The sequence below is a fragment of the Paraburkholderia tropica genome, assembly GCF_014171495.1.
In the GTDB taxonomy this organism is placed as follows: domain Bacteria; phylum Pseudomonadota; class Gammaproteobacteria; order Burkholderiales; family Burkholderiaceae; genus Paraburkholderia; species Paraburkholderia tropica.
The window spans coordinates 1,698,432-1,715,840 of record NZ_CP049134.1 but is presented as its reverse complement, the minus strand read 5'-3'; the positions used below and the strand labels follow the sequence as shown (position 1 = coordinate 1,715,840).

The 17,409-nt window shown below is 66.6% G+C and carries 15 protein-coding genes; 12 read left to right on the top strand and 3 right to left on the bottom strand.

The window, feature by feature from the left end; genetic code table 11:
- Window positions 1-6: 6 nt before the first annotated feature.
- The 7 genes from phaC (at window position 7) to G5S35_RS07605 (ending at window position 8,167) form a co-directional block, all read left to right on the top strand.
- Window positions 7-1,896: a class I poly(R)-hydroxyalkanoic acid synthase gene (gene phaC / locus G5S35_RS07635; RefSeq protein ID WP_420874510.1), complete on the top strand. Its 1,890-nt coding sequence runs from the start codon at window positions 7-9 to the stop codon at window positions 1,894-1,896.
- A 91-nt stretch (window positions 1,897-1,987) separates the two neighbouring features.
- The gene (locus G5S35_RS07630; protein WP_183038130.1) at window positions 1,988-3,169 is read left to right on the top strand and encodes an acetyl-CoA C-acetyltransferase; all 1,182 of its coding nucleotides are present in this window, start codon (window positions 1,988-1,990) and stop codon (window positions 3,167-3,169) included.
- 157 nt (window positions 3,170-3,326) lie between these two features.
- The gene (locus G5S35_RS07625; protein WP_065065584.1) at window positions 3,327-4,067 is read left to right on the top strand and encodes a 3-ketoacyl-ACP reductase; all 741 of its coding nucleotides are present in this window, start codon (window positions 3,327-3,329) and stop codon (window positions 4,065-4,067) included.
- Between the two features lie 154 nt (window positions 4,068-4,221).
- Window positions 4,222-4,839, top strand: a complete 618-nt coding sequence (gene phaR, locus G5S35_RS07620) for a polyhydroxyalkanoate synthesis repressor PhaR (protein WP_110329035.1) — start codon at window positions 4,222-4,224, stop codon at window positions 4,837-4,839.
- A gap of 415 nt (window positions 4,840-5,254) precedes the next feature.
- Window positions 5,255-6,592 carry a 30S ribosomal protein S12 methylthiotransferase RimO gene (gene rimO, locus G5S35_RS07615; RefSeq protein ID WP_202034996.1) on the top strand — a complete coding sequence of 446 codons (1,338 nt, stop codon included), beginning with the start codon at window positions 5,255-5,257 and terminating at the stop codon, window positions 6,590-6,592.
- 5 nt (window positions 6,593-6,597) lie between these two features.
- Window positions 6,598-7,527 (top strand): sugar kinase, encoded by a 930-nt coding sequence (locus G5S35_RS07610; RefSeq protein ID WP_183038129.1) that lies wholly within the window; start codon window positions 6,598-6,600, stop codon window positions 7,525-7,527.
- Between the two features lie 52 nt (window positions 7,528-7,579).
- A complete protein-coding gene (locus tag G5S35_RS07605; RefSeq protein WP_237181264.1) occupies window positions 7,580-8,167 on the top strand; it encodes a hypothetical protein in 588 nt (195 codons plus the stop codon).
- 19 nt (window positions 8,168-8,186) lie between these two features.
- Here G5S35_RS07605 and G5S35_RS07600 read toward each other — a convergent pair whose 3' ends face one another.
- Window positions 8,187-9,227, bottom strand: a complete 1,041-nt coding sequence (locus G5S35_RS07600) for a DNA-binding protein (protein WP_074984196.1) — start codon at window positions 9,225-9,227, stop codon at window positions 8,187-8,189.
- 163 nt (window positions 9,228-9,390) lie between these two features.
- On the opposite strand from G5S35_RS07600, the gene G5S35_RS07595 reads away from it, so the two are divergent.
- The gene (locus G5S35_RS07595) at window positions 9,391-10,575 is read left to right on the top strand and encodes a tyrosine-type recombinase/integrase (RefSeq protein WP_183038128.1); all 1,185 of its coding nucleotides are present in this window, start codon (window positions 9,391-9,393) and stop codon (window positions 10,573-10,575) included.
- A 125-nt stretch (window positions 10,576-10,700) separates the two neighbouring features.
- Window positions 10,701-11,885 (top strand): cystathionine beta-lyase, encoded by a 1,185-nt coding sequence (locus G5S35_RS07590; protein ID WP_065065578.1) that lies wholly within the window; start codon window positions 10,701-10,703, stop codon window positions 11,883-11,885.
- Between the two features lie 138 nt (window positions 11,886-12,023).
- Here G5S35_RS07590 and serB read toward each other — a convergent pair whose 3' ends face one another.
- Complete coding sequence (serB, locus tag G5S35_RS07585) at window positions 12,024-12,863, bottom strand: phosphoserine phosphatase SerB (RefSeq protein WP_065065593.1); 840 nt, start codon at window positions 12,861-12,863, stop codon at window positions 12,024-12,026.
- 365 nt (window positions 12,864-13,228) lie between these two features.
- On the opposite strand from serB, the gene ligD reads away from it, so the two are divergent.
- Window positions 13,229-14,314 carry a non-homologous end-joining DNA ligase gene (gene ligD / locus G5S35_RS07580; protein WP_074984195.1) on the top strand — a complete coding sequence of 362 codons (1,086 nt, stop codon included), beginning with the start codon at window positions 13,229-13,231 and terminating at the stop codon, window positions 14,312-14,314.
- Window positions 14,315-14,379: 65 nt separating this feature from the next.
- On the opposite strand, the gene G5S35_RS07575 is transcribed toward ligD, so the two are convergent.
- A complete protein-coding gene (locus G5S35_RS07575; protein WP_124261014.1) occupies window positions 14,380-15,363 on the bottom strand; it encodes a LysR family transcriptional regulator in 984 nt (327 codons plus the stop codon).
- A gap of 161 nt (window positions 15,364-15,524) precedes the next feature.
- On the opposite strand from G5S35_RS07575, the gene G5S35_RS07570 reads away from it, so the two are divergent.
- Together G5S35_RS07570 and G5S35_RS07565 are read left to right on the top strand one after the other, a co-directional pair.
- On the top strand, window positions 15,525-16,541 hold the full coding sequence (locus G5S35_RS07570) for a zinc-binding alcohol dehydrogenase family protein (RefSeq protein WP_065065575.1): 1,017 nt from the start codon (window positions 15,525-15,527) through the stop codon (window positions 16,539-16,541).
- A gap of 246 nt (window positions 16,542-16,787) precedes the next feature.
- Window positions 16,788-17,342 carry a DUF6013 family protein gene (locus tag G5S35_RS07565; RefSeq protein WP_183038127.1) on the top strand — a complete coding sequence of 185 codons (555 nt, stop codon included), beginning with the start codon at window positions 16,788-16,790 and terminating at the stop codon, window positions 17,340-17,342.
- The last annotated feature ends 67 nt before the right edge of the window (window positions 17,343-17,409 follow it).

The following is a 17,409-nucleotide window of genomic DNA, read 5'->3' as shown; positions in this document are numbered from 1 at the left end:
GCCGGTATGCAGCACATGCTCGAAGCGTGGACGCAGGCCTGGCGCAACGCCATGAATGCTGCGCAACAAACGGGCGAGCAGCAGTGGGGCCAGGCGGCTCAGCCGGGCGCGAACGGGGGCAACGGTGCGGCTGCGAATCCGCTGCATGCGGCCTTCGGCGCGGCGTTCAATCCCACGGCCTTTAATCCTTCTGCCTTTAATGCTTCGGCATTCAATCCCGCGGCGTTCAATCCGGCTGCGATGAACCGGGGCATGGCTTCGCCGTTCGGCGCGCTCGAGGCGTTCAAGATGCCCACGGCGTCGATCGAACCCACGCGGCTGCAGCATCTCCAGTCCGAGTATTCGCGCGACGCGATGGAACTGCTGCGCGAAGCGTCGGCGGCCACGCCCAAGGCACCCGAACTCAAGGACCGCCGCTTCAGCGCCGAGGCCTGGAAGGCCACGCCCGCGTATGCCTTCACGGCTGCGTGGTATCTGCTGAACGCGCGCTATCTGCATGAACTCGTCGACGCGCTCGACACCGACGCGAAAACGCGCGAGCGCATCCGCTTCGTCGTGCAGCAATGGACTGCTGCGGCGTCGCCCAGCAACTTTCTCGCACTGAATCCCGAAGCGCAGAACGCGCTGCTCGAAAGTCACGGCGAAAGCCTGCGTCAGGGCGTGATGAATATGCTCGGCGACATGACGCGCGGCAAGATCTCGCAAACCGACGAATCGCGCTTCGTGGTCGGCCGTAATCTCGCGAATACCGAAGGCTCGGTCGTCTACGAGAACGCGCTGTTCCAGCTGATTCAATACAAGCCGCGCACGCCGACCGTGCGCGAACGGCCGCTGCTGATCGTGCCGCCGTGCATCAACAAGTTTTACATCCTTGACCTGCAGCCCGAGAACTCGCTCGTCGCATACGCGCTCGAGCAGGGGCAGCAGGTGTTCCTCGTGTCCTGGCACAACGGCGACGCGTCCATTGCCGACAAGGACTGGGACGACTACATCGAAGACGGCGTGCTGCGCGCCATCGACACGGTGCGCAGCATCAGCGGCCGCGAGCAGATCAACACGCTCGGCTTCTGCGTGGGCGGCACGCTGCTCGCCACGGCGCTGGCCGTCGCGGCGGCGCGCGGCGAACATCCGGCAGCGTCGATGACGCTGCTCACGGCCATGCTCGATTTCACCGACACCGGCGTGCTCGACGTGTTCGTCGACGAGGCGCACGTGCAGATGCGCGAGCAGACCATCGGCGGCAAGAACGGCGGCACGCCGGGCCTCATGCGCGGCATGGAGTTCGCCAACACGTTCTCGTTCCTGCGTCCGAACGATCTCGTCTGGAATTACGTCGTCGACAATTATCTCAAGGGCCGCACGCCCGCTGCGTTCGATCTGCTCTACTGGAACAGCGACTCGACGAGCTTGCCCGGTCCGATGTATGCGTGGTATCTGCGCAATACGTATCTGGAAAACAAACTCCGCGAGCCGGGCGCGCTGACGGTGTGCGGCGAGGAAGTGGACCTTTCGCGCATCGACGTGCCCACGTTCATCTACGGCTCGCGCGAGGATCACATCGTGCCGTGGCGCACGGCGTATGCCTCGGTGCCGCTGCTCTCGGGGCCGCTCAAGTTCGTGCTGGGCGCGTCGGGGCACATCGCGGGCGTGATCAATCCGCCCTCGAAGAACAAGCGTAGTTTCTGGAGCTTCGAAACCGACGCCAAACATCTGCCCGAGGAGGCGGACGACTGGTTCGGCGAGGCGACGGAGCAGCCGGGCAGTTGGTGGCCCACGTGGGCCGAATGGCTCGACCAGTTCGGCGGCAAGAAGGTCAAGCCGCGCGCGCAGGCGGGCTCCGCGGAGTTTCCGGAAATCGAGCCCGCGCCGGGCCGCTATGTGCAGCAGCGCGAGTAATACGCGCGCGGGCACGCAAGGAAATTGACGGATTTTTAACTTGACTGGGTGTGCGTCTCTCGCAGAATCGCGCCGCCCGGAGGAACTGAAAATGACTGAGATTGTGATCGTTTCGGCCGCCCGCACCGCGGTAGGCAAGTTCGGTGGCTCGCTCGCGAAGGTGGCGGCGCCGGATCTGGGCGCCATCGTCATCAAGGCGGCGCTGGAGCGCGCGGGACTCAAGCCCGAGCAGGTCAGCGACGTGATTCTGGGGCAGGTGCTGACGGCCGGTTCGGGCCAGAACGTGGCGCGTCAGGCTTCGATCAAGGCGGGTCTGCCGGCGGCCGTGCCGGCGATGACGATCAACAAGGTCTGCGGTTCGGGCCTGAAAGCGGTGATGCTGGCTGCGAACGCGATCATCGCGGGCGACGCCGAGATCGTCGTGGCGGGCGGTCAGGAAAACATGAGCGCGGCACCGCATGTGCTGCCGGGCTCGCGCGACGGCTTCCGCATGGGCGATGCGAAGCTGATCGACAGCATGATCGTCGACGGCCTGTGGGACGTGTACAACCAGTACCACATGGGCGTCACGGCCGAGAACGTCGCGAAGGAATACGGCATCACGCGCGAGGAACAGGACGCGTTCGCCGCAGCCTCGCAGAACAAGGCGGAAGCCGCGCAGAAGGCCGGTCGGTTCGACGACGAAATCGTGCCGGTCGAAATTCCGCAGCGCAAGGGTGATCCGCTCGTGTTCAAGACCGATGAATTCGTGCGCCATGGCGTGACGGCGGAATCGCTCGCGAGCCTGAAGCCCGCATTCGCGAAAGAAGGCACGGTGACGGCGGCGAATGCGTCGGGCATCAACGACGGCGCGGCGGCGGTGGTCGTGATGTCGGCGAAGAAGGCCGAAGAACTCGGTTTGAAGCCGCTCGCGCGCATCAAGGCGTACGCGAACGCGGGCGTCGATCCGAAGGTGATGGGCATCGGTCCGGTACCGGCGTCGAAGCGCTGCCTGGAACGTGCGGGCTGGTCGGCGAGCGACCTCGATCTCATGGAGATCAACGAGGCGTTCGCGGCGCAGGCGCTCGCGGTGAACAAGCAGATGGGCTGGGACACGTCGAAGATCAACGTGAACGGTGGCGCGATTGCGATCGGCCATCCGATCGGCGCGTCGGGTTGCCGGATTCTGGTGACGCTGCTGCACGAAATGCAGCGCCGCGACGCCAAGCGCGGTCTGGCATCGCTGTGCATTGGCGGCGGCATGGGCGTGGCGCTCGCGCTCGAACGTCCGTAAGCACGCAATACGCTGCGAAGGCGGCCGCTTCGCGGTACGCTTTCGCGCTCGAATGCGGTAAGCAGGCAACGATTAGCAGCAGGACCAGCAACAGCAGACAGAGGCGAGGCCGGGGCCGTCGATCGGCGCTCCGGATAACGATAATGGAGTGTGGTTTATGTCACAGCGTATTGCGTATGTAACGGGCGGTATGGGCGGCATCGGAACGGGCATCTGCCAGCGCCTCGAAAAGCAGGGCTTCAAGGTGGTTGCCGGTTGCGGCCCGAACTCGCCGCGTCGCGTGAAGTGGCTCGAGGACCAGAAGGCGCTCGGCTTCAACTTCATCGCCTCGGAAGGCAACGTGGGCGACTGGGATTCGACGGCGCAGGCCTTCGACAAGGTCAAGGCCGAGGTGGGCGAGGTCGACGTGCTCGTCAATAACGCGGGCATCACGCGCGACGTCGTGTTCCGCAAGATGACGCGCGAAGACTGGACCGCGGTTATCGACACGAACCTGACGAGCCTCTTCAACGTCACGAAGCAGGTGATCGACGGCATGGTTGAACGCGGCTTCGGGCGCATCATCAATATTTCGTCGGTGAATGGCCAGAAGGGCCAGTTCGGGCAGACCAACTACTCGACGGCCAAGGCCGGGATTCACGGTTTCACGATGGCGCTCGCGCAGGAAGTGGCCACCAAGGGCGTGACGGTCAACACCGTTTCGCCGGGCTACATCGGCACGGACATGGTGAAGTCGATCCGTCCCGACGTGCTGGAAAAGATCGTCGCGACCATTCCGGTGCGCCGCCTCGGCGCGCCGGAGGAAATCGCCTCGATCGTCGCGTGGCTCGCCTCGGAAGAGTCGGGCTTCGCAACCGGTGCTGACTTCTCGCTGAACGGCGGGTTGCACATGGGCTGATCCCGCGCGCCGCGCGCCTGGCAGGGGACGCGCGGCGGCACAGGGGATCGATGGCGGCGGCGCGCCTGTTTGCACGCCGGGGCAGGCTCGCCGCCGGGCTAGACGACGCGCGATGGCATCGGCCGTCGCGCGTTGGCGCATACAAGGGCGACACATGACGACTACAAAGAAAACCGCCGAACGACTGATCAAAAAATATCCGAACCGTCGGCTGTACGACACGGAGACGAGCACCTACATCACGTTGACGGACGTGAAGCAACTCGTGCTCGAGCAGGAGGAGTTCAAGGTCATCGACGCGAAGACCAACGAGGATCTGACGCGCAGCATTTTGCTGCAGATCATTCTCGAAGAGGAAAGCGGCGGCCTGCCGATGTTCTCGTCGTCGATGCTGTCGCAGATCATCCGTTTCTACGGGCATGCGATGCAGGGCATGATGGGCACTTACCTGGAAAAGAACATCCAGGCGTTCATCGACATCCAGAACAAGCTCGCCGATCAGTCGAAGAACCTTTACGAAGGCAACGCGATGAATCCCGAGGTCTGGTCGCAGTTCATGAACATGCAGGCGCCGATGATGCAGGGCATGATGACCAGCTACATCGAGCAGTCGAAGAACATGTTCGTGCAGATGCAGGAGCAGATGCAGAACCAGGCGAAGAACATGTTCAGCAGCTTCCCGTTCAAGCCCGCGGCGCCCACGGGTGCGCCATCCCCGGCTGCGCCCGCGCAAGGCGCGACCGAAGGCGGCAGCGACGACGAGAAGAAGTAAACGTATCGAGTGTGGCAGTGAGCGTGATTGACCCGGCTCGCGCGTGACGACGCGCCGCCCGGCGTCACGCAGCGTTCGGCTCGCGCAGCGGGCGCCGCAAGTGCGTCCGGCGCTCCGGATCCGGCGCGCGCGGTCGAGGCGCACTCGACGCGCGCGGCGCGCGTTCCGCTTGTCATTTTTCTTTGCTCATCCGCGTTGCGTGTTCGCGCGGCTTGACGCCCCGTGTCTCATCTGACCCCGCTAGCCGTGTCCGCCGCCTTCCCTGGCCCGCCGCTGCCTGTGCCAAACAGGTAAAATGGTGGATTGGCCTGAACATCGCGCGGCGCAACGAACGCCCTGCGCCCCACCTCCGGACGTACACGTGAAAAACCCTGTTGAATCAACGACCTCCCGCAATCCCGCGCCGCGCGTAGGGATGGTGTCCCTCGGCTGTCCAAAAGCGCTTGTCGACTCCGAGCAGATCATTACCCAGCTGCGCGCCGAAGGTTACGAGATCTCGGGTTCATACGACGGCGCCGACCTCGTCGTGGTCAATACCTGCGGCTTCATCGACGAAGCCGTGCAGGAAAGCCTCGACGCCATCGGCGAAGCGCTGAGCGAGAACGGCAAGGTCATCGTCACGGGGTGTCTGGGCAAGAAGGCCAGCGCGAGCGGTTCGAACCTGATCGAAGAAGTGCATCCGAAGGTGCTGGCCGTGACCGGCCCGCACGCCGTCGGCGAAGTGATGCAGGCGGTCCACAGCCATCTGCCGAAGCCGCACGATCCGTTCGTCGACCTCGTGCCGGCCGCGGGCATCAAGCTCACGCCGCGTCATTACGCCTATCTGAAGATTTCGGAAGGCTGCAATCACCGCTGCACGTTCTGCATCATCCCGTCGATGCGCGGCGATCTGGTCTCGCGTCCGGTTGCGGAAGTGATGCTCGAAGCGGAAAACCTCTTCAAGTCGGGCGTGAAGGAACTGCTCGTGATCTCGCAGGACACGAGCGCGTACGGTGTCGACGTCAAGTACCGCACGGGTTTCTGGAACGGCAAGCCGATCAAGACGCGCATGACCGATCTGGTCACGGCGCTCGGCGAACTCGCCGCGCAGTACAACGCGTGGGTCCGCCTGCATTACGTGTATCCGTATCCGAGCGTGGACGAAGTCATTCCGCTGATGGCCGAAGGTCCGTTCAAGGGCCACGTGCTGCCGTATCTCGACGTGCCGTTCCAGCACGCGCACCCCGAGGTGCTCAAGCGCATGAAGCGTCCCGCGAACGCCGAAAAGGTCATGGAGCGCGTGAAGGCGTGGCGTGAAATGTGCCCGGATCTCACGATCCGCAGCACGTTCATCGCCGGTTTCCCCGGTGAGACGGAAGAGCAGTTCGAAACGCTGCTCGACTTCATCCGCGAAGCCGAACTCGACCGCGTGGGCTGTTTCGCCTACTCGCCGGTCGAAGGCGCGACGGCCAACGAACTCGAAGGCGCGCTGCCCGACGAAGTGCGCGAGGCACGCCGCGCGCGCTTCATGGAAGTCGCCGAGGAAGTGTCGGCGAAGCGCATCCAGCGCAAGGTTGGCAAGACGCTCAAGGTGCTGATCGACGAAGTGAACGCCGACGGCGGCATCGGCCGCACGGCGGCGGACGCGCCCGAGATCGACGGCGTGGTCTACGTTGCGCCGGCGACCAAGGCGTCGAAGCGTTACAAGGTTGGCGATTTCGTCTCGGTGAAGATCACGGGCGCCGACGGCCACGACCTCTGGGGCGAGGTCTGAGCGGCATGACGCAAACCGCGCCGCAGATCCTCGCGTACGGCGAGGCGATGGTCGAGTTCAATCAGGCGACGCCGGGCCAGCCGCAGTATCTGCAAGGCTTCGGCGGCGACACCTCGAATTTCGCGATCGCGGCGGCGCGGCAAGGCGCGCACACCGGTTTCGTTTCGGCGGTCGGCGACGATCAGTTCGGGCGTCTGCTGCTCGATCTGTGGACGCGCGAGGGCGTCGATACGGCGAACGTGCGCGTGAACGCCGACGCGCCCACCGGCGTCTACTTTGTCTCGCACGGCCCGAGCGGCCACGCGTTCGACTATCTGCGCAAGGGCTCGGCGGCGAGCCGCTACGCGCCCGGCGATCTGCCGCGCGAGGCGCTGGCCGCCGCGCGCGTGCTGCATCTGTCGGGTATCAGCGTCGCGATCGGCGATGCGGCTTGCGACGCGGCGTTCGCGGCCATCGAGCACGCGCGCGCAAGCGGCGTGCAGGTGAGCTTCGACACCAATCTGCGGCTCAAGCTGTGGCCGCTCGCGCGCGCCCGCGCGGTGATGACCGAAGTGCTGCGCGCGACCGACATCTGCCTGCCGAGTTGGGACGACGTCGCCGTGCTGACCGGACTGGACGACCGCGACGCTATCGTGGACCGGCTGCTGTCACTGGGTTCGCGTGTCGTCGCGCTCAAGCTCGGCAAGGCGGGCGCGTATGTGGCGACGCCCGACGAGCGCCGCCTGGTGCCGGGCTGCGTGGTCGCCGCCGTCGATGCAACCGGCGCGGGCGATTGCTTCGGCGGCGCCTTCATCGCGCGCATCGTGGCCGGCGACGATCCGTTCGCGGCCGCGCGTTACGCCAACGCGGCGGCCGCGCTGTCGACGCTCGGCTATGGCGCCGTCGCGCCGATTCCGCGCCGCGAAGACGTCGAGCGCACGCTGGCCGACGCCTGAGCGCGTTCTTCGCGCGCTTGTCAGGCAGGCGGCACACGAATCAGGGAGTGTGATGGAAGTATCGATTTCGAAAGACCCGAGCGGCGCGCGCCGCTCGTCGAATGCGCCGCGCGCGTGGCGCCTGGTCGCGGCCTGCGTGATCGCCTTGCCGCTCGCGGCGTGCGCCGTGGGCGATGGCGGCGCGAAAGGTGCATCGGGTGCGGCGGTCATCAAGGTGCATTCGACGCTCAAGCCGAATCCCGAATTCGCGCACTATCCGCAGTACACCGGCACGCTCGGCAAGCGCGCGATCGTGATGCGGTTGGGCAAGAAGACCGATCCCGACGATCCCGGCGGCATTCACGGCGAGTATCAGTTCACCGACACGGGCGAAGTGATCCTGATCGCGGGCGACCGCACCGGCCAGACGCTCGAAGCGGAAGAGTCGGACGACGGCACGCGCATCGTCGGCAACTGGGTCGGCACGTTTGCCGCCGACGGCTCGATTTCCGGCGATCGCATGGAAGTCGACGATTCGAATCCGCAGCCGTTCGAGCTGAAGCCCGTGGCGGCTGGTACGGCGGCGCCGTTGGCGGCGAGCCCGGCGGCGAAGGGCGCTCAGGCGGTCAATGGCGTCGGCAATGTGGTGACGGGCGAATAAGCCGCGTTAGCGGGCGGATTCAATCGCCTTTTGCGCGATCGTTCGTCTCGGCCTGAACGGAACGTGTGCGCGCCACGCGCGTGATGCGCGTGACACGAGGCGCGTCGAGCGCCGTGCGCGGCTTCTTGCGCGCGCCCGTTCGTTTCGATGAAGCAACAGGCTGTCCGCGCAAGGTGGCCAGCCGCGTCAGTTCGCTTTCCAGCGCTGCGCGTTCGCGTTGCCATTGCGCTTCCTGCGCGAGCAGCGCGTCAAGACGGCGCTGTGCGTCGCGCAGCGCATTCGTCTGCTGTGCTTCCTGCGCGCGCGCCGCGCCCAATTCACTCACCAGTTGTTCGTTGCGTTGCTGCGCGCTCGCGGCCAGCGCATCCGCACGCCTGCGCTCTTCGCGCGCCTCGCTGATCTGCTGCATCATGTGCTTCTGCACGCCTTCCATGCGCTGTGTCGCCTTGTCGAGCTCGGACTGAAAGGCGGCGTCGCGCGCTTCCTGTCCCGCACGCATGGCCGCAATGGCGTGTTCGTGCGCGGTCCGTTGTTCTTGCGCACGCGTTTCTGCCAACATGCGCTCGGCGTCGCGCAGGGTTTCGAGCGTTGCCGCGCGCGTGCTCGCTTCGTTCGCACGCGCATTGGCGGCGTCGAGTTGCGCCTTGAGCGCCGCGATCTGTTCGTTGCTTGCGGCGAATTCCACGTCGCGCAGACGCAGTTGCTCCAGCGCTTCATCGCGCGCTTCCTCGGCCTGCGCAGCACGCGCTTCGGCTTGCACGCCAGCTTGCTCCAGTTCCCCGACGCGCGCGTCGTACACCTTTTCCCCATGCTCCACGGCGACGGCCCACGCGGCCAGCATCGCGTCCGCGACGGCGGGCGGCAACTGCGAGGCGAGGGCGTCGCCGCGCGTTTTCTCGTCTTTCCATTGTTTGAGTTCGTCGTTGATCGTCGTGCGGCTGCCTTGACGGATTTCCGCGTAAATCAGGTCGACGGTCAGCTCATGCGGCCGTTTTCCGGCGGCGACGAGGCGAGACGCGGTTTCACGCGTGCGCAAACGGGTATCGCTGATACGGGACATGGTGTTTTCGGCAGGAGAGGGGGAACAGGTCTGAATCTTAATGTATATCCACGTATAACGTTATAGTCATAACGATTAAGTATCGAAATTTATGATAACTCCTATAATCGAAAGTATCGATGCTGTACGCTGACGACATCACCCGAATCCGCTTGCGCCGTCGATGCAGGAAGAACTCGTAGAACCCGCAGATCACGCCACTGCCGCCGCTTTTCTCCCTTTGCCCGCCTTGCCGCCCGCGCTCGATGGCCGCGACGGCGCGAACCGGGCGCGCGGCGGCATCGCGCAGACGTCCGCGCGTAACGACATCGAAGCCGTGCGCCTTTGGCTCGCGGAATACGTCGCTTCGCCGCACACGCTGCGCAGCTATCGCAAGGAAGCGGTGCGCCTGATGCTCTGGAGCACCAATACGCTGAGCAAGCCGCTGTCGAGCCTCACGCGCGAGGATTTCGTGCTCTACGAGCAATTCCTCGCCGCGCCCAGCGCCGACTGGGCCGATCCCGAGCGGCCGCGAAGAGGGCGCGAGCGCCGCCTGTTCGACGGACCGCTCTCGCCGCGTAGCCGCCGTCAGGCGCTCGGCATCCTCGGCGGCCTGTTCAATTACCTCGTCGCGGCAAGCTATCTCGCGGGTAATCCGCTCGCGCTGCGGCGCTCGCGCATGCCGCAGGCCGCGCGCAGCCGCCGCGTCGAGCGCTATCTCGATCAGGCGCTCTGGCAGCAGGTGCTCGACGGCATCGACGCCTTCCCGCAAGACACGCCGCGCGAGCGCCAGCATTACGAGCGCTGCCGCTGGCTGATCCGCTTCCTCTACCGCACGGCGCTGCGCGCGAGCGAAGCGGCGCAGGCGCGCGCGGGCGACTTCGAGCGTCGGCGCGGACGCTGGTGGCTGCGCGTGGTGGGCAAGGGCGGCGTCGAGGGCGACGTGCCCGCGAGCGACGAACTGATGGCCGATTTCGCGCGCTACCGCGCCTTTCACGGTTTGCCGGGCACGCCCGCGCCGGGCGAAACGCGTCCCGTGGTGCTGGGCGTCGCGGGCAAGGACGAGCGGCCGTTGACGTCCACGGCGGTCTATCTGATCGTGAAGACGGTGTTCCGCCGCGTCGCGGACCGCCTCGAAGCCGACGATCCGGCCGGCGCCGACACGCTGCGCCGCGCCTCCACGCACTGGCTGCGCCACACCGCGGCGACCCATCAGGCCGACGCCGGCACCGATCTGCGCTACATCCAGAAGAACCTGCGTCACGCGTCGATCGAAACCACCGGCCTCTATCTGCACGCCGACGACGACGCGCGCCACGAGCGCACCACCGCCGCCCCGACTACGCCGCCAGGCGACATCGCCCGATGAGACCGCCGCACGCCGGTGTTAATCTTCGGGATACGTCGCGCGCGCCGCCAGCAGGTCCGGCCGCGCGTCTCGCTTTTTGACGCAACAACGACGCACCAACGACGCACCAACGCATTGCTCCCGATATGACGAAATCCGACTCCAGCCGCACGGTGCAGACGCAGATCCTGCATCCGCAAGACGATCTCACTCCCGGCTTCGAATCGTTCGCGGCGCCCGTCACGCGCGCCTCGACCGTGGTCTTTCCGGACCTCGCGTCCGTGCGCGCGCTCGACTGGCGCAACGACGCGCAATGGCGCTACGGGCTGCACGCCACGCCCACGTCCACGATGCTCCAGCACCGGCTGGCCGTGATCGAAGGCGGCGAGCACACGCTGCTGCAGCCTTCCGGTCTCTCGGCGATCTCGAACGTCTATTTCGGCCTCCTGAAGAGTGGCGACGACGTGCTGATTCCCGACAACGTCTATTCGCCGAACCGCGATCACGGCGACTGGCTCGCGCGCGACTTCGGCATCACCGCGCGTTATTACGACCCGATGATCGGCGCGGGCATGGCCGACCTGATCCAGCCGAACACGAAGCTCATCTGGATCGAAGCGCCCGGTTCGGTGACGATGGAAGTGCCCGACGTGCAAGCCATTACGGCGGCGGCGCGCGCGCGCAACGTCATCACGGCGATCGACAATACGTGGTCGGCGGGTCTCGCTTTCAAGCCCTTCGATCACGGCATCGACATTTCGGTGCAGGCGCTCACGAAGTACCAGTCGGGCGGCAGCGACGTGCTGATGGGCGCGACCATCACGCGCGACCGCGATCTGTATCTGAAGCTCAAATCGGCGCGCATGCGCCTGGGCATCGGCGTGTCGTCGGATGATTGTTCGCTCGTGCTGCGCGGCTTGCCGAGCATGAAGGCGCGTTTCGAAGCGCATGACCGCAGCGCGTTCGCGCTCGCGACGTGGCTCAAGTCGCGCGGCGAAATCGCGGCAATGCTGCATCCGGCCTTCGAGGACTGTCCCGGCCATGCGTTCTTCCGTCGCGATTTCACGGGCGCGGGCGGCCTGTTCTCGGTGGTGTTTGACGAACGCTATAGCGCTTCGCAGATCGACACGTTCTGCGAAGCGCTCGACCTGTTCGCACTGGGCTGGAGCTGGGGCGGGGCGAACAGCCTCGTGATGCCATACGACATCGCGTCGATGCGCAGCGCGGCGCAGTGGCCGCATCGCGGCACGCTGGTGCGCTTCTATATCGGCCTCGAAGACGAAGCGGATCTACGCGCCGATCTCGAACGCGCGCTCGCGACGCTGGCTTGACGGGCGCGTGAGTACCGGGCACGCGCCCGGCACAAGACTCGCGCCAAAAGCAAAACGGCCGCTCGCCGTCCCGTGGGACGCGAGCGGCCGTTTCAGTTTGAGCCGTGCCGGTGAAACTCAGCGCAGCGTTCGTGCGACTCAGTGCAGCTTCAACAACCCGTCGAGCCCGACGAAGTTGAACGCGACGCTCGCCGCTTCGCGCACCACCGGCTTGGCGCGGAACGCCACCGACAAACCGGCTTCGGCCATCATCTTGAGGTCGTTCGACCCGTCGCCCATCGCGATCGCGCGGCGCGGCTCGATACCCAGTTGCGCGCAGGTTTCGACCAGCGTGCGCGCCTTCACGTCGGCATTGACGATCTCGCCGACCACGCGGCCCGTGAGCTTTCCATCGACGATTTCCAGCGTATTCGCGCGCGTGAAATCGAGACCCAGACGCGCCTTGAGGCGCTCGGTGAAGAACGTGAAGCCGCCCGAGACGAGCAGCGTTTTCAGGCCCGCCGCACGCGCGCCCGCGAGCATGGTTTCCGCGCCCGGCGAGAGTTGCAGACGCTCTTCGTAGACGCGTTCGAGCGCGCTCGCGTCGAGGCCCTTGAGCAGCGCCACGCGGCGCGTGAGGCTCTCGTTGAAATCCTTGATCTCGCCGCGCATCGACGCTTCGGTGATCGCCGCGACTTCGGCTTTCAGACCGCAGAAGTCCGCGATTTCGTCGATACATTCGATCGTGATGAGCGTCGAATCCATGTCCATCGCGACGAGGCCGAAATCGGCCAGCGTGCGGCCCGCTTCCACGAACGCGTAGTCGAGCTGGTGCGTGCCGCAGTAGACGTCGAGATCGGGACGCTGCGCGGGATCGGCGTTGTCGATGCGCAGCGCGCAGGCGTCGATCGGCGTAAGGCGGCTGCCGCGCGCGAGCGCGAGGAGCGGCTTGTGGTGTTCGGCTTGCAGCGGGGCGGGACTCTGGATGACAAGGTTCATGACGTGAGCGGCGCGGACCATGCAAGGGCGCCGGATGCCCGAAGACGGCGGAAATCGAAAAAGGGCGCGAAGGCGGGCCTGGCGGCTGCCGCGCGCGGCGAATGAAAGCCGGATTGTACCGTTTCGGCGCGTGCGAGCGGCCGCCTCGCGTGTAAGCGTCGAGGCGCGACGGCAGGCCCGAACGCCCGATGCGGCGGCGCAATGCGGCCTGGCGCACAGCTTTCAGCGACGAAAGCGAGCTTTCGAGGCACAATGACTGCACGTGCGGCGTCCGACGGGGGCGGCCGCCGCGTGCCGTCAACCGTACGTGTCGCGACTCGCGTCGCGCGATGCGTCGCATGCGCCACCGCGCAAGGGGACCCGGTATGCAGGACGCTCTCAAGGCCGAATCGGCTTCGTCGACATCGTCGACACCCACCCGAACGCCGATCGGCGTCCGGGCCCAGGCTCCGGACGCCAGTGCACTGGCCTCGCATCCCGCGTCCACGCCCCGCGCACCGCGTGCCACCGCGCCGCGCACGCGCTCCGGGCGAGCTTCCACCACCGGCGAAGTCGCCGGCATCCGCGTCACCAGCGCACGTCGCGTGATCGACGTGCAAAGCGGCATCCGCAAGCTCGACCTCGTACGCTATTACGCGCGCGTCGCGCCCTTGTTGCTGCCGCATCTGCGCGACCGTCCCGTTTCGCTCGTGCGCGCGCCGCAAGGCCTCGCCGGCGAGACGTTTTTCCAGCGCCACAGCGCACGCGCGCCGATCGACGGCGTTACCCAGCACGACGGTCTCGATCCCGGTCAGCCGGCGATTCTCAGTATCGATACGCTCGAGGCGCTCGTGCAGGTTGCGCAGATGGACACGATCGAACTGCATACCTGGAACGCGCTGGCGAGCGACGTCGAGCACCCCGACCGCGTGGTGTTCGATCTCGATCCCGATCCGGCGCTCGGCTGGGACCGCGTGATCGAGGCCGCGCAGCTCACGCGCGGCGTGCTGGCCGATCTCGGGCTCGAATCGTTCTGCAAGACGAGCGGCGGTAAAGGGCTGCACGTGATCGTGCCTGTCGTCCCGGGCACGAGCTGGGACGAGTCGAAGGCGTTCGCGCGCGCCGTCTCCCAGCGTCTTGCGTCCGGCTGGCCGACGCAGTTCACCGCGACGATGGGCCCGGCGCATCGCAAGAAAAAAGTCTATGTCGACTATCTGCGCAATGCGCGCGGCGCCAGCACGGCGGTCGCGTGGGGCGTGCGCGCGCGGCCCGGCATGGGCGTGTCGGTGCCGATCGGCTGGGATGAGCTGACGCAGACGACGGGCGGCGCGCACTGGTCGCTCGCCGATCTCGACGCGCTGCGTGCGCGAATGGCGCAGGTCCGGCGCGCGGACCCGTGGGCCGCTTACGCCGGCGTGCGCCAGGCGGTGACGAGCGAACTGACGCTGCGGCTCGAAGAAGGCGGCGCGTAGCGTGCGCCCGCGCGCCCGGCCGTGTGCTGTCGAACGCGGCCGGGCGCGCTGTTCACGTGCTTATGCTACCGCACGCTTTTTTCCACTTCCGCGCCGGCATCCCAATACGGCGGATCGCCGAAATGCTCGCCGAGAAACTCCACGAACGCGCGGGTTTTCGGCGGCACGAACGCGCGGCTCGGATAGACGGCCCAGATCGCCGTGGTGTCGGCGAGCGGGTAGCTGTCGAGCACGCTCACGAGCGCGCCGCTGCGCAAATGCGGTGCGACATCCCACGTCGATTTGAGCGCAATGCCGAAGCCCGCCAGCAGCGCGTCGCGGATCGTTTCGCCGTTGTCGGTGACGAATCGCCCGTCCACGCGCACCGTGAGCGGCCCGGCAGGCGTGACGAACGCCCAGTCGCGCTGATCGCCGAGTATCACGCACTCGTGGCGCGCCAGATCGGACGGATGATGCGGCGTGCCGCGCTCCGCGAGATAGGCGGGCGACGCGCAGATCACGCGCCGGTTCACCGCGAGCCGCCGGGCCACCAGCGTCGAATCCTTGAGCGCGCCGATGCGGATCGCGACGTCGATGCCCGCGTCGACGAGATCGACGATCTGATCGGTCAGACGCAGATCGACGCTGACGCCCGGATAGCGGCGCAAGAACGCGGCGATCACGGGCGAGACATGCTGACGCCCGAACGACGAGGGCATCGACACGCGCAGCCGGCCTTGCGGCGCGGCGTGCGCGCGTCCGACGGCGGCGCGCGCGGCCTCGGCGGCGTCGAGCAGCGCGAGCGCGCGCGCCATGAACACCTCGCCGTCCTCGGTCGGGCTCACGCGCCGCGTGGTGCGATGCAGCAGGCGCGTGCCGAGCGTGCGTTCGAGATTCCCGAGCCGCGCGCTCGCCACGGCGGCGGAAAGCCCGAATTCGCGGCCCGCGGCGGAGACGTTCGCCAGTTGCGCCGCGCGCACGAACAGCGCGACGTCGAGCAGATCGAGGCGCTCACGCGGGTCGGCGGCGAGGGGCAGGTCGGGTGGTATCGCGCTCGCTTTTTCGCTCATTATCAAAAATAGCCGAAGAATGTTTCAGTGATTATGAGGCTTTTCGGCCATCGAGGCGGCGCCTAGGATGTCAGTCAACGGCGCGCGACACTCGCAAGATTGCGCGGCGCCCGAAGCGACATCCCGTCGAATTGATGATTCGCCCTCCCAAGGAGCCCGAAATGAAAGCTGTTGGCCTCTACCGCTATCTCCCGATCGACGCCCCCGAAGCCTTGCTCGATCTCGATCTGCCGACGCCCGCGCCCAGCGGCCGCGACGTGCTCGTGAAGGTGGAAGCGGTGTCCGTGAATCCCGTCGACTACAAGGTGCGCGCACCGAAGGACAAGGTCGAGACCGACGCGAAGGTGCTCGGCTACGACGCCGCGGGCACGGTCGCGGCCGTCGGCCCCGAGGTCACGCTGTTCAAGGTCGGCGACCCGGTGTTCTACGCCGGCGACATCACGCGCAGCGGCTCGAACAGCGAGTTCCAGCTCGTCGACGAACGCATCGTCGGGCACAAGCCCGCATCGCTCGATTTCGCGCACGCCGCGGCATTGCCGCTGACCGCGATCACCGCTTGGGAAGCGCTGTTCGAGCGCCTGCGCGTCTCGCCGCAAGGCGCCGACGCGGGCAAGCGCGTGCTGATCATCGGCGGCGCGGGCGGGGTCGGCTCGATCGGCATTCAACTGGCGAAACAGCTCGCGAAACTCACCGTGATCGCCACGGCGTCGCGGCCCGAATCGGCCGAATGGGCGCGCTCGCTCGGCGCGGACCACATCGTCGATCATCACGGCGACATGCCTGCGCAGATCCGCGCGCTCGGTTTCCAGAACGTCGATTACGTGCTGATCTTCAACGACACCGATGCGAATTTCCCCGCCGCCGCCGAGATCGTCGCGCCGCAGGGTGGTATCGCGACCATCGTTGAAAACGACAAGCCGATTCCGGTCGAGCTGCTCAAGGCGAAAAGCGCCGCGCTGCACTGGGAATTCATGTTCACGCGCTCGATGTTCGGCACGCCCGACATGATCGAGCAGCACAAGCTGCTGACCGAAGTGGCGCGGCTCGTCGATGCGGGCACGCTGCGCACGACGGTCGGCGAAGTGCTCGGGCCGATCAACGCGGCGAACGTGCGGCGCGCGCACAAGATGCTCGAAGAAGGGCGTGCGATCGGCAAGCTCGTGCTGAGCGGATTCTGATCGGGCGATCCGCACGCGGCGACGCCGGGGCAGCCATGCGCGGCGCATGGTTGCCCTGGCGCGCCGACCGATCCCGCGCCTGGCGAGTGGGAGAAAGCAAGCGGGATAAAACCTGGGCCGCGCAATGGCATTGCCGGGCGCACGCGGACGCGCGGCAAGCTAGACTGACAGAAGAAAGAAAGTTCGCCACACGCTGCCGTGCCCGCGTTTTTCGCGGCGACGGCAGCGCCAGCCAGGAGGTGACGCATGTCTTGCAGCAGCTCCAGCCACTCCCGCCGCGCTCGCGCGGTGCTCGTCCGTGCCGCCGTGGTGTTGTCCTGCGCGATCGCGCTGCCGGCGTTCGCCACCACGCCGATCAAGGTGACCTCGAAGGCCGCGCCCGATGGCCCGATCCGCTACACGGTGAAGGTCACGTCCAAACTCTACGGCAACTCGCAGGAAACGCGCACGCTGCGTTCCGGCGACACCGATGACTTCACCTGGCGCACCCAGCCGCCCGGCGGCGCGGTGCCGGTCGCGCAGAGTTGTCCCGATTACGGTTCGCTGCCGCTCGACGCGAATGGCGCGATGGTGCGCCAGACCCAGGTGCGGCTCGCGCCGATCGTCGCCGCCGACGGGACCGCGAACGTGCAGGTGAGCTTCCGCGCGCAGGCGCCGCGCGGCAAGCCCGCGAGCGGCGGGTCGTGTCCGGAAGTCGTGGCGCATAGCGAAGTGCTGCATTTCTCGATGCTGACCAACGGCACCGTGAAAACGGTCACGCTCAGCGACGGCACGCAACTGGCGATTTCGGCGCAGCGCTGAATCGCGCGTGCGCGCGGCAAGGCGTGCAGCGAGCGGTGCAGCGTGCGGGCGGTACGCGGCGAGCGCG

Coding starts and splice junctions, on each gene's coding strand:
- phaC (WP_420874510.1), top strand. CDS start 7: ATGCAGCACATGCTCGAAGCGTGGACGCAGGCCTGGCGCAACGCCATG.
- G5S35_RS07630 (WP_183038130.1), top strand. CDS start 1,988: ATGACTGAGATTGTGATCGTTTCGGCCGCCCGCACCGCGGTAGGCAAG.
- G5S35_RS07625 (WP_065065584.1), top strand. CDS start 3,327: ATGTCACAGCGTATTGCGTATGTAACGGGCGGTATGGGCGGCATCGGA.
- phaR (WP_110329035.1), top strand. CDS start 4,222: ATGACGACTACAAAGAAAACCGCCGAACGACTGATCAAAAAATATCCG.
- rimO (WP_202034996.1), top strand. CDS start 5,255: ATGGTGTCCCTCGGCTGTCCAAAAGCGCTTGTCGACTCCGAGCAGATC.
- G5S35_RS07610 (WP_183038129.1), top strand. CDS start 6,598: ATGACGCAAACCGCGCCGCAGATCCTCGCGTACGGCGAGGCGATGGTC.
- G5S35_RS07605 (WP_237181264.1), top strand. CDS start 7,580: ATGGAAGTATCGATTTCGAAAGACCCGAGCGGCGCGCGCCGCTCGTCG.
- G5S35_RS07600 (WP_074984196.1), bottom strand. CDS start 9,227: ATGTCCCGTATCAGCGATACCCGTTTGCGCACGCGTGAAACCGCGTCT.
- G5S35_RS07595 (WP_183038128.1), top strand. CDS start 9,391: ATGCAGGAAGAACTCGTAGAACCCGCAGATCACGCCACTGCCGCCGCT.
- G5S35_RS07590 (WP_065065578.1), top strand. CDS start 10,701: ATGACGAAATCCGACTCCAGCCGCACGGTGCAGACGCAGATCCTGCAT.
- serB (WP_065065593.1), bottom strand. CDS start 12,863: ATGAACCTTGTCATCCAGAGTCCCGCCCCGCTGCAAGCCGAACACCAC.
- ligD (WP_074984195.1), top strand. CDS start 13,229: ATGCAGGACGCTCTCAAGGCCGAATCGGCTTCGTCGACATCGTCGACA.
- G5S35_RS07575 (WP_124261014.1), bottom strand. CDS start 15,363: ATGAGCGAAAAAGCGAGCGCGATACCACCCGACCTGCCCCTCGCCGCC.
- G5S35_RS07570 (WP_065065575.1), top strand. CDS start 15,525: ATGAAAGCTGTTGGCCTCTACCGCTATCTCCCGATCGACGCCCCCGAA.
- G5S35_RS07565 (WP_183038127.1), top strand. CDS start 16,788: ATGTCTTGCAGCAGCTCCAGCCACTCCCGCCGCGCTCGCGCGGTGCTC.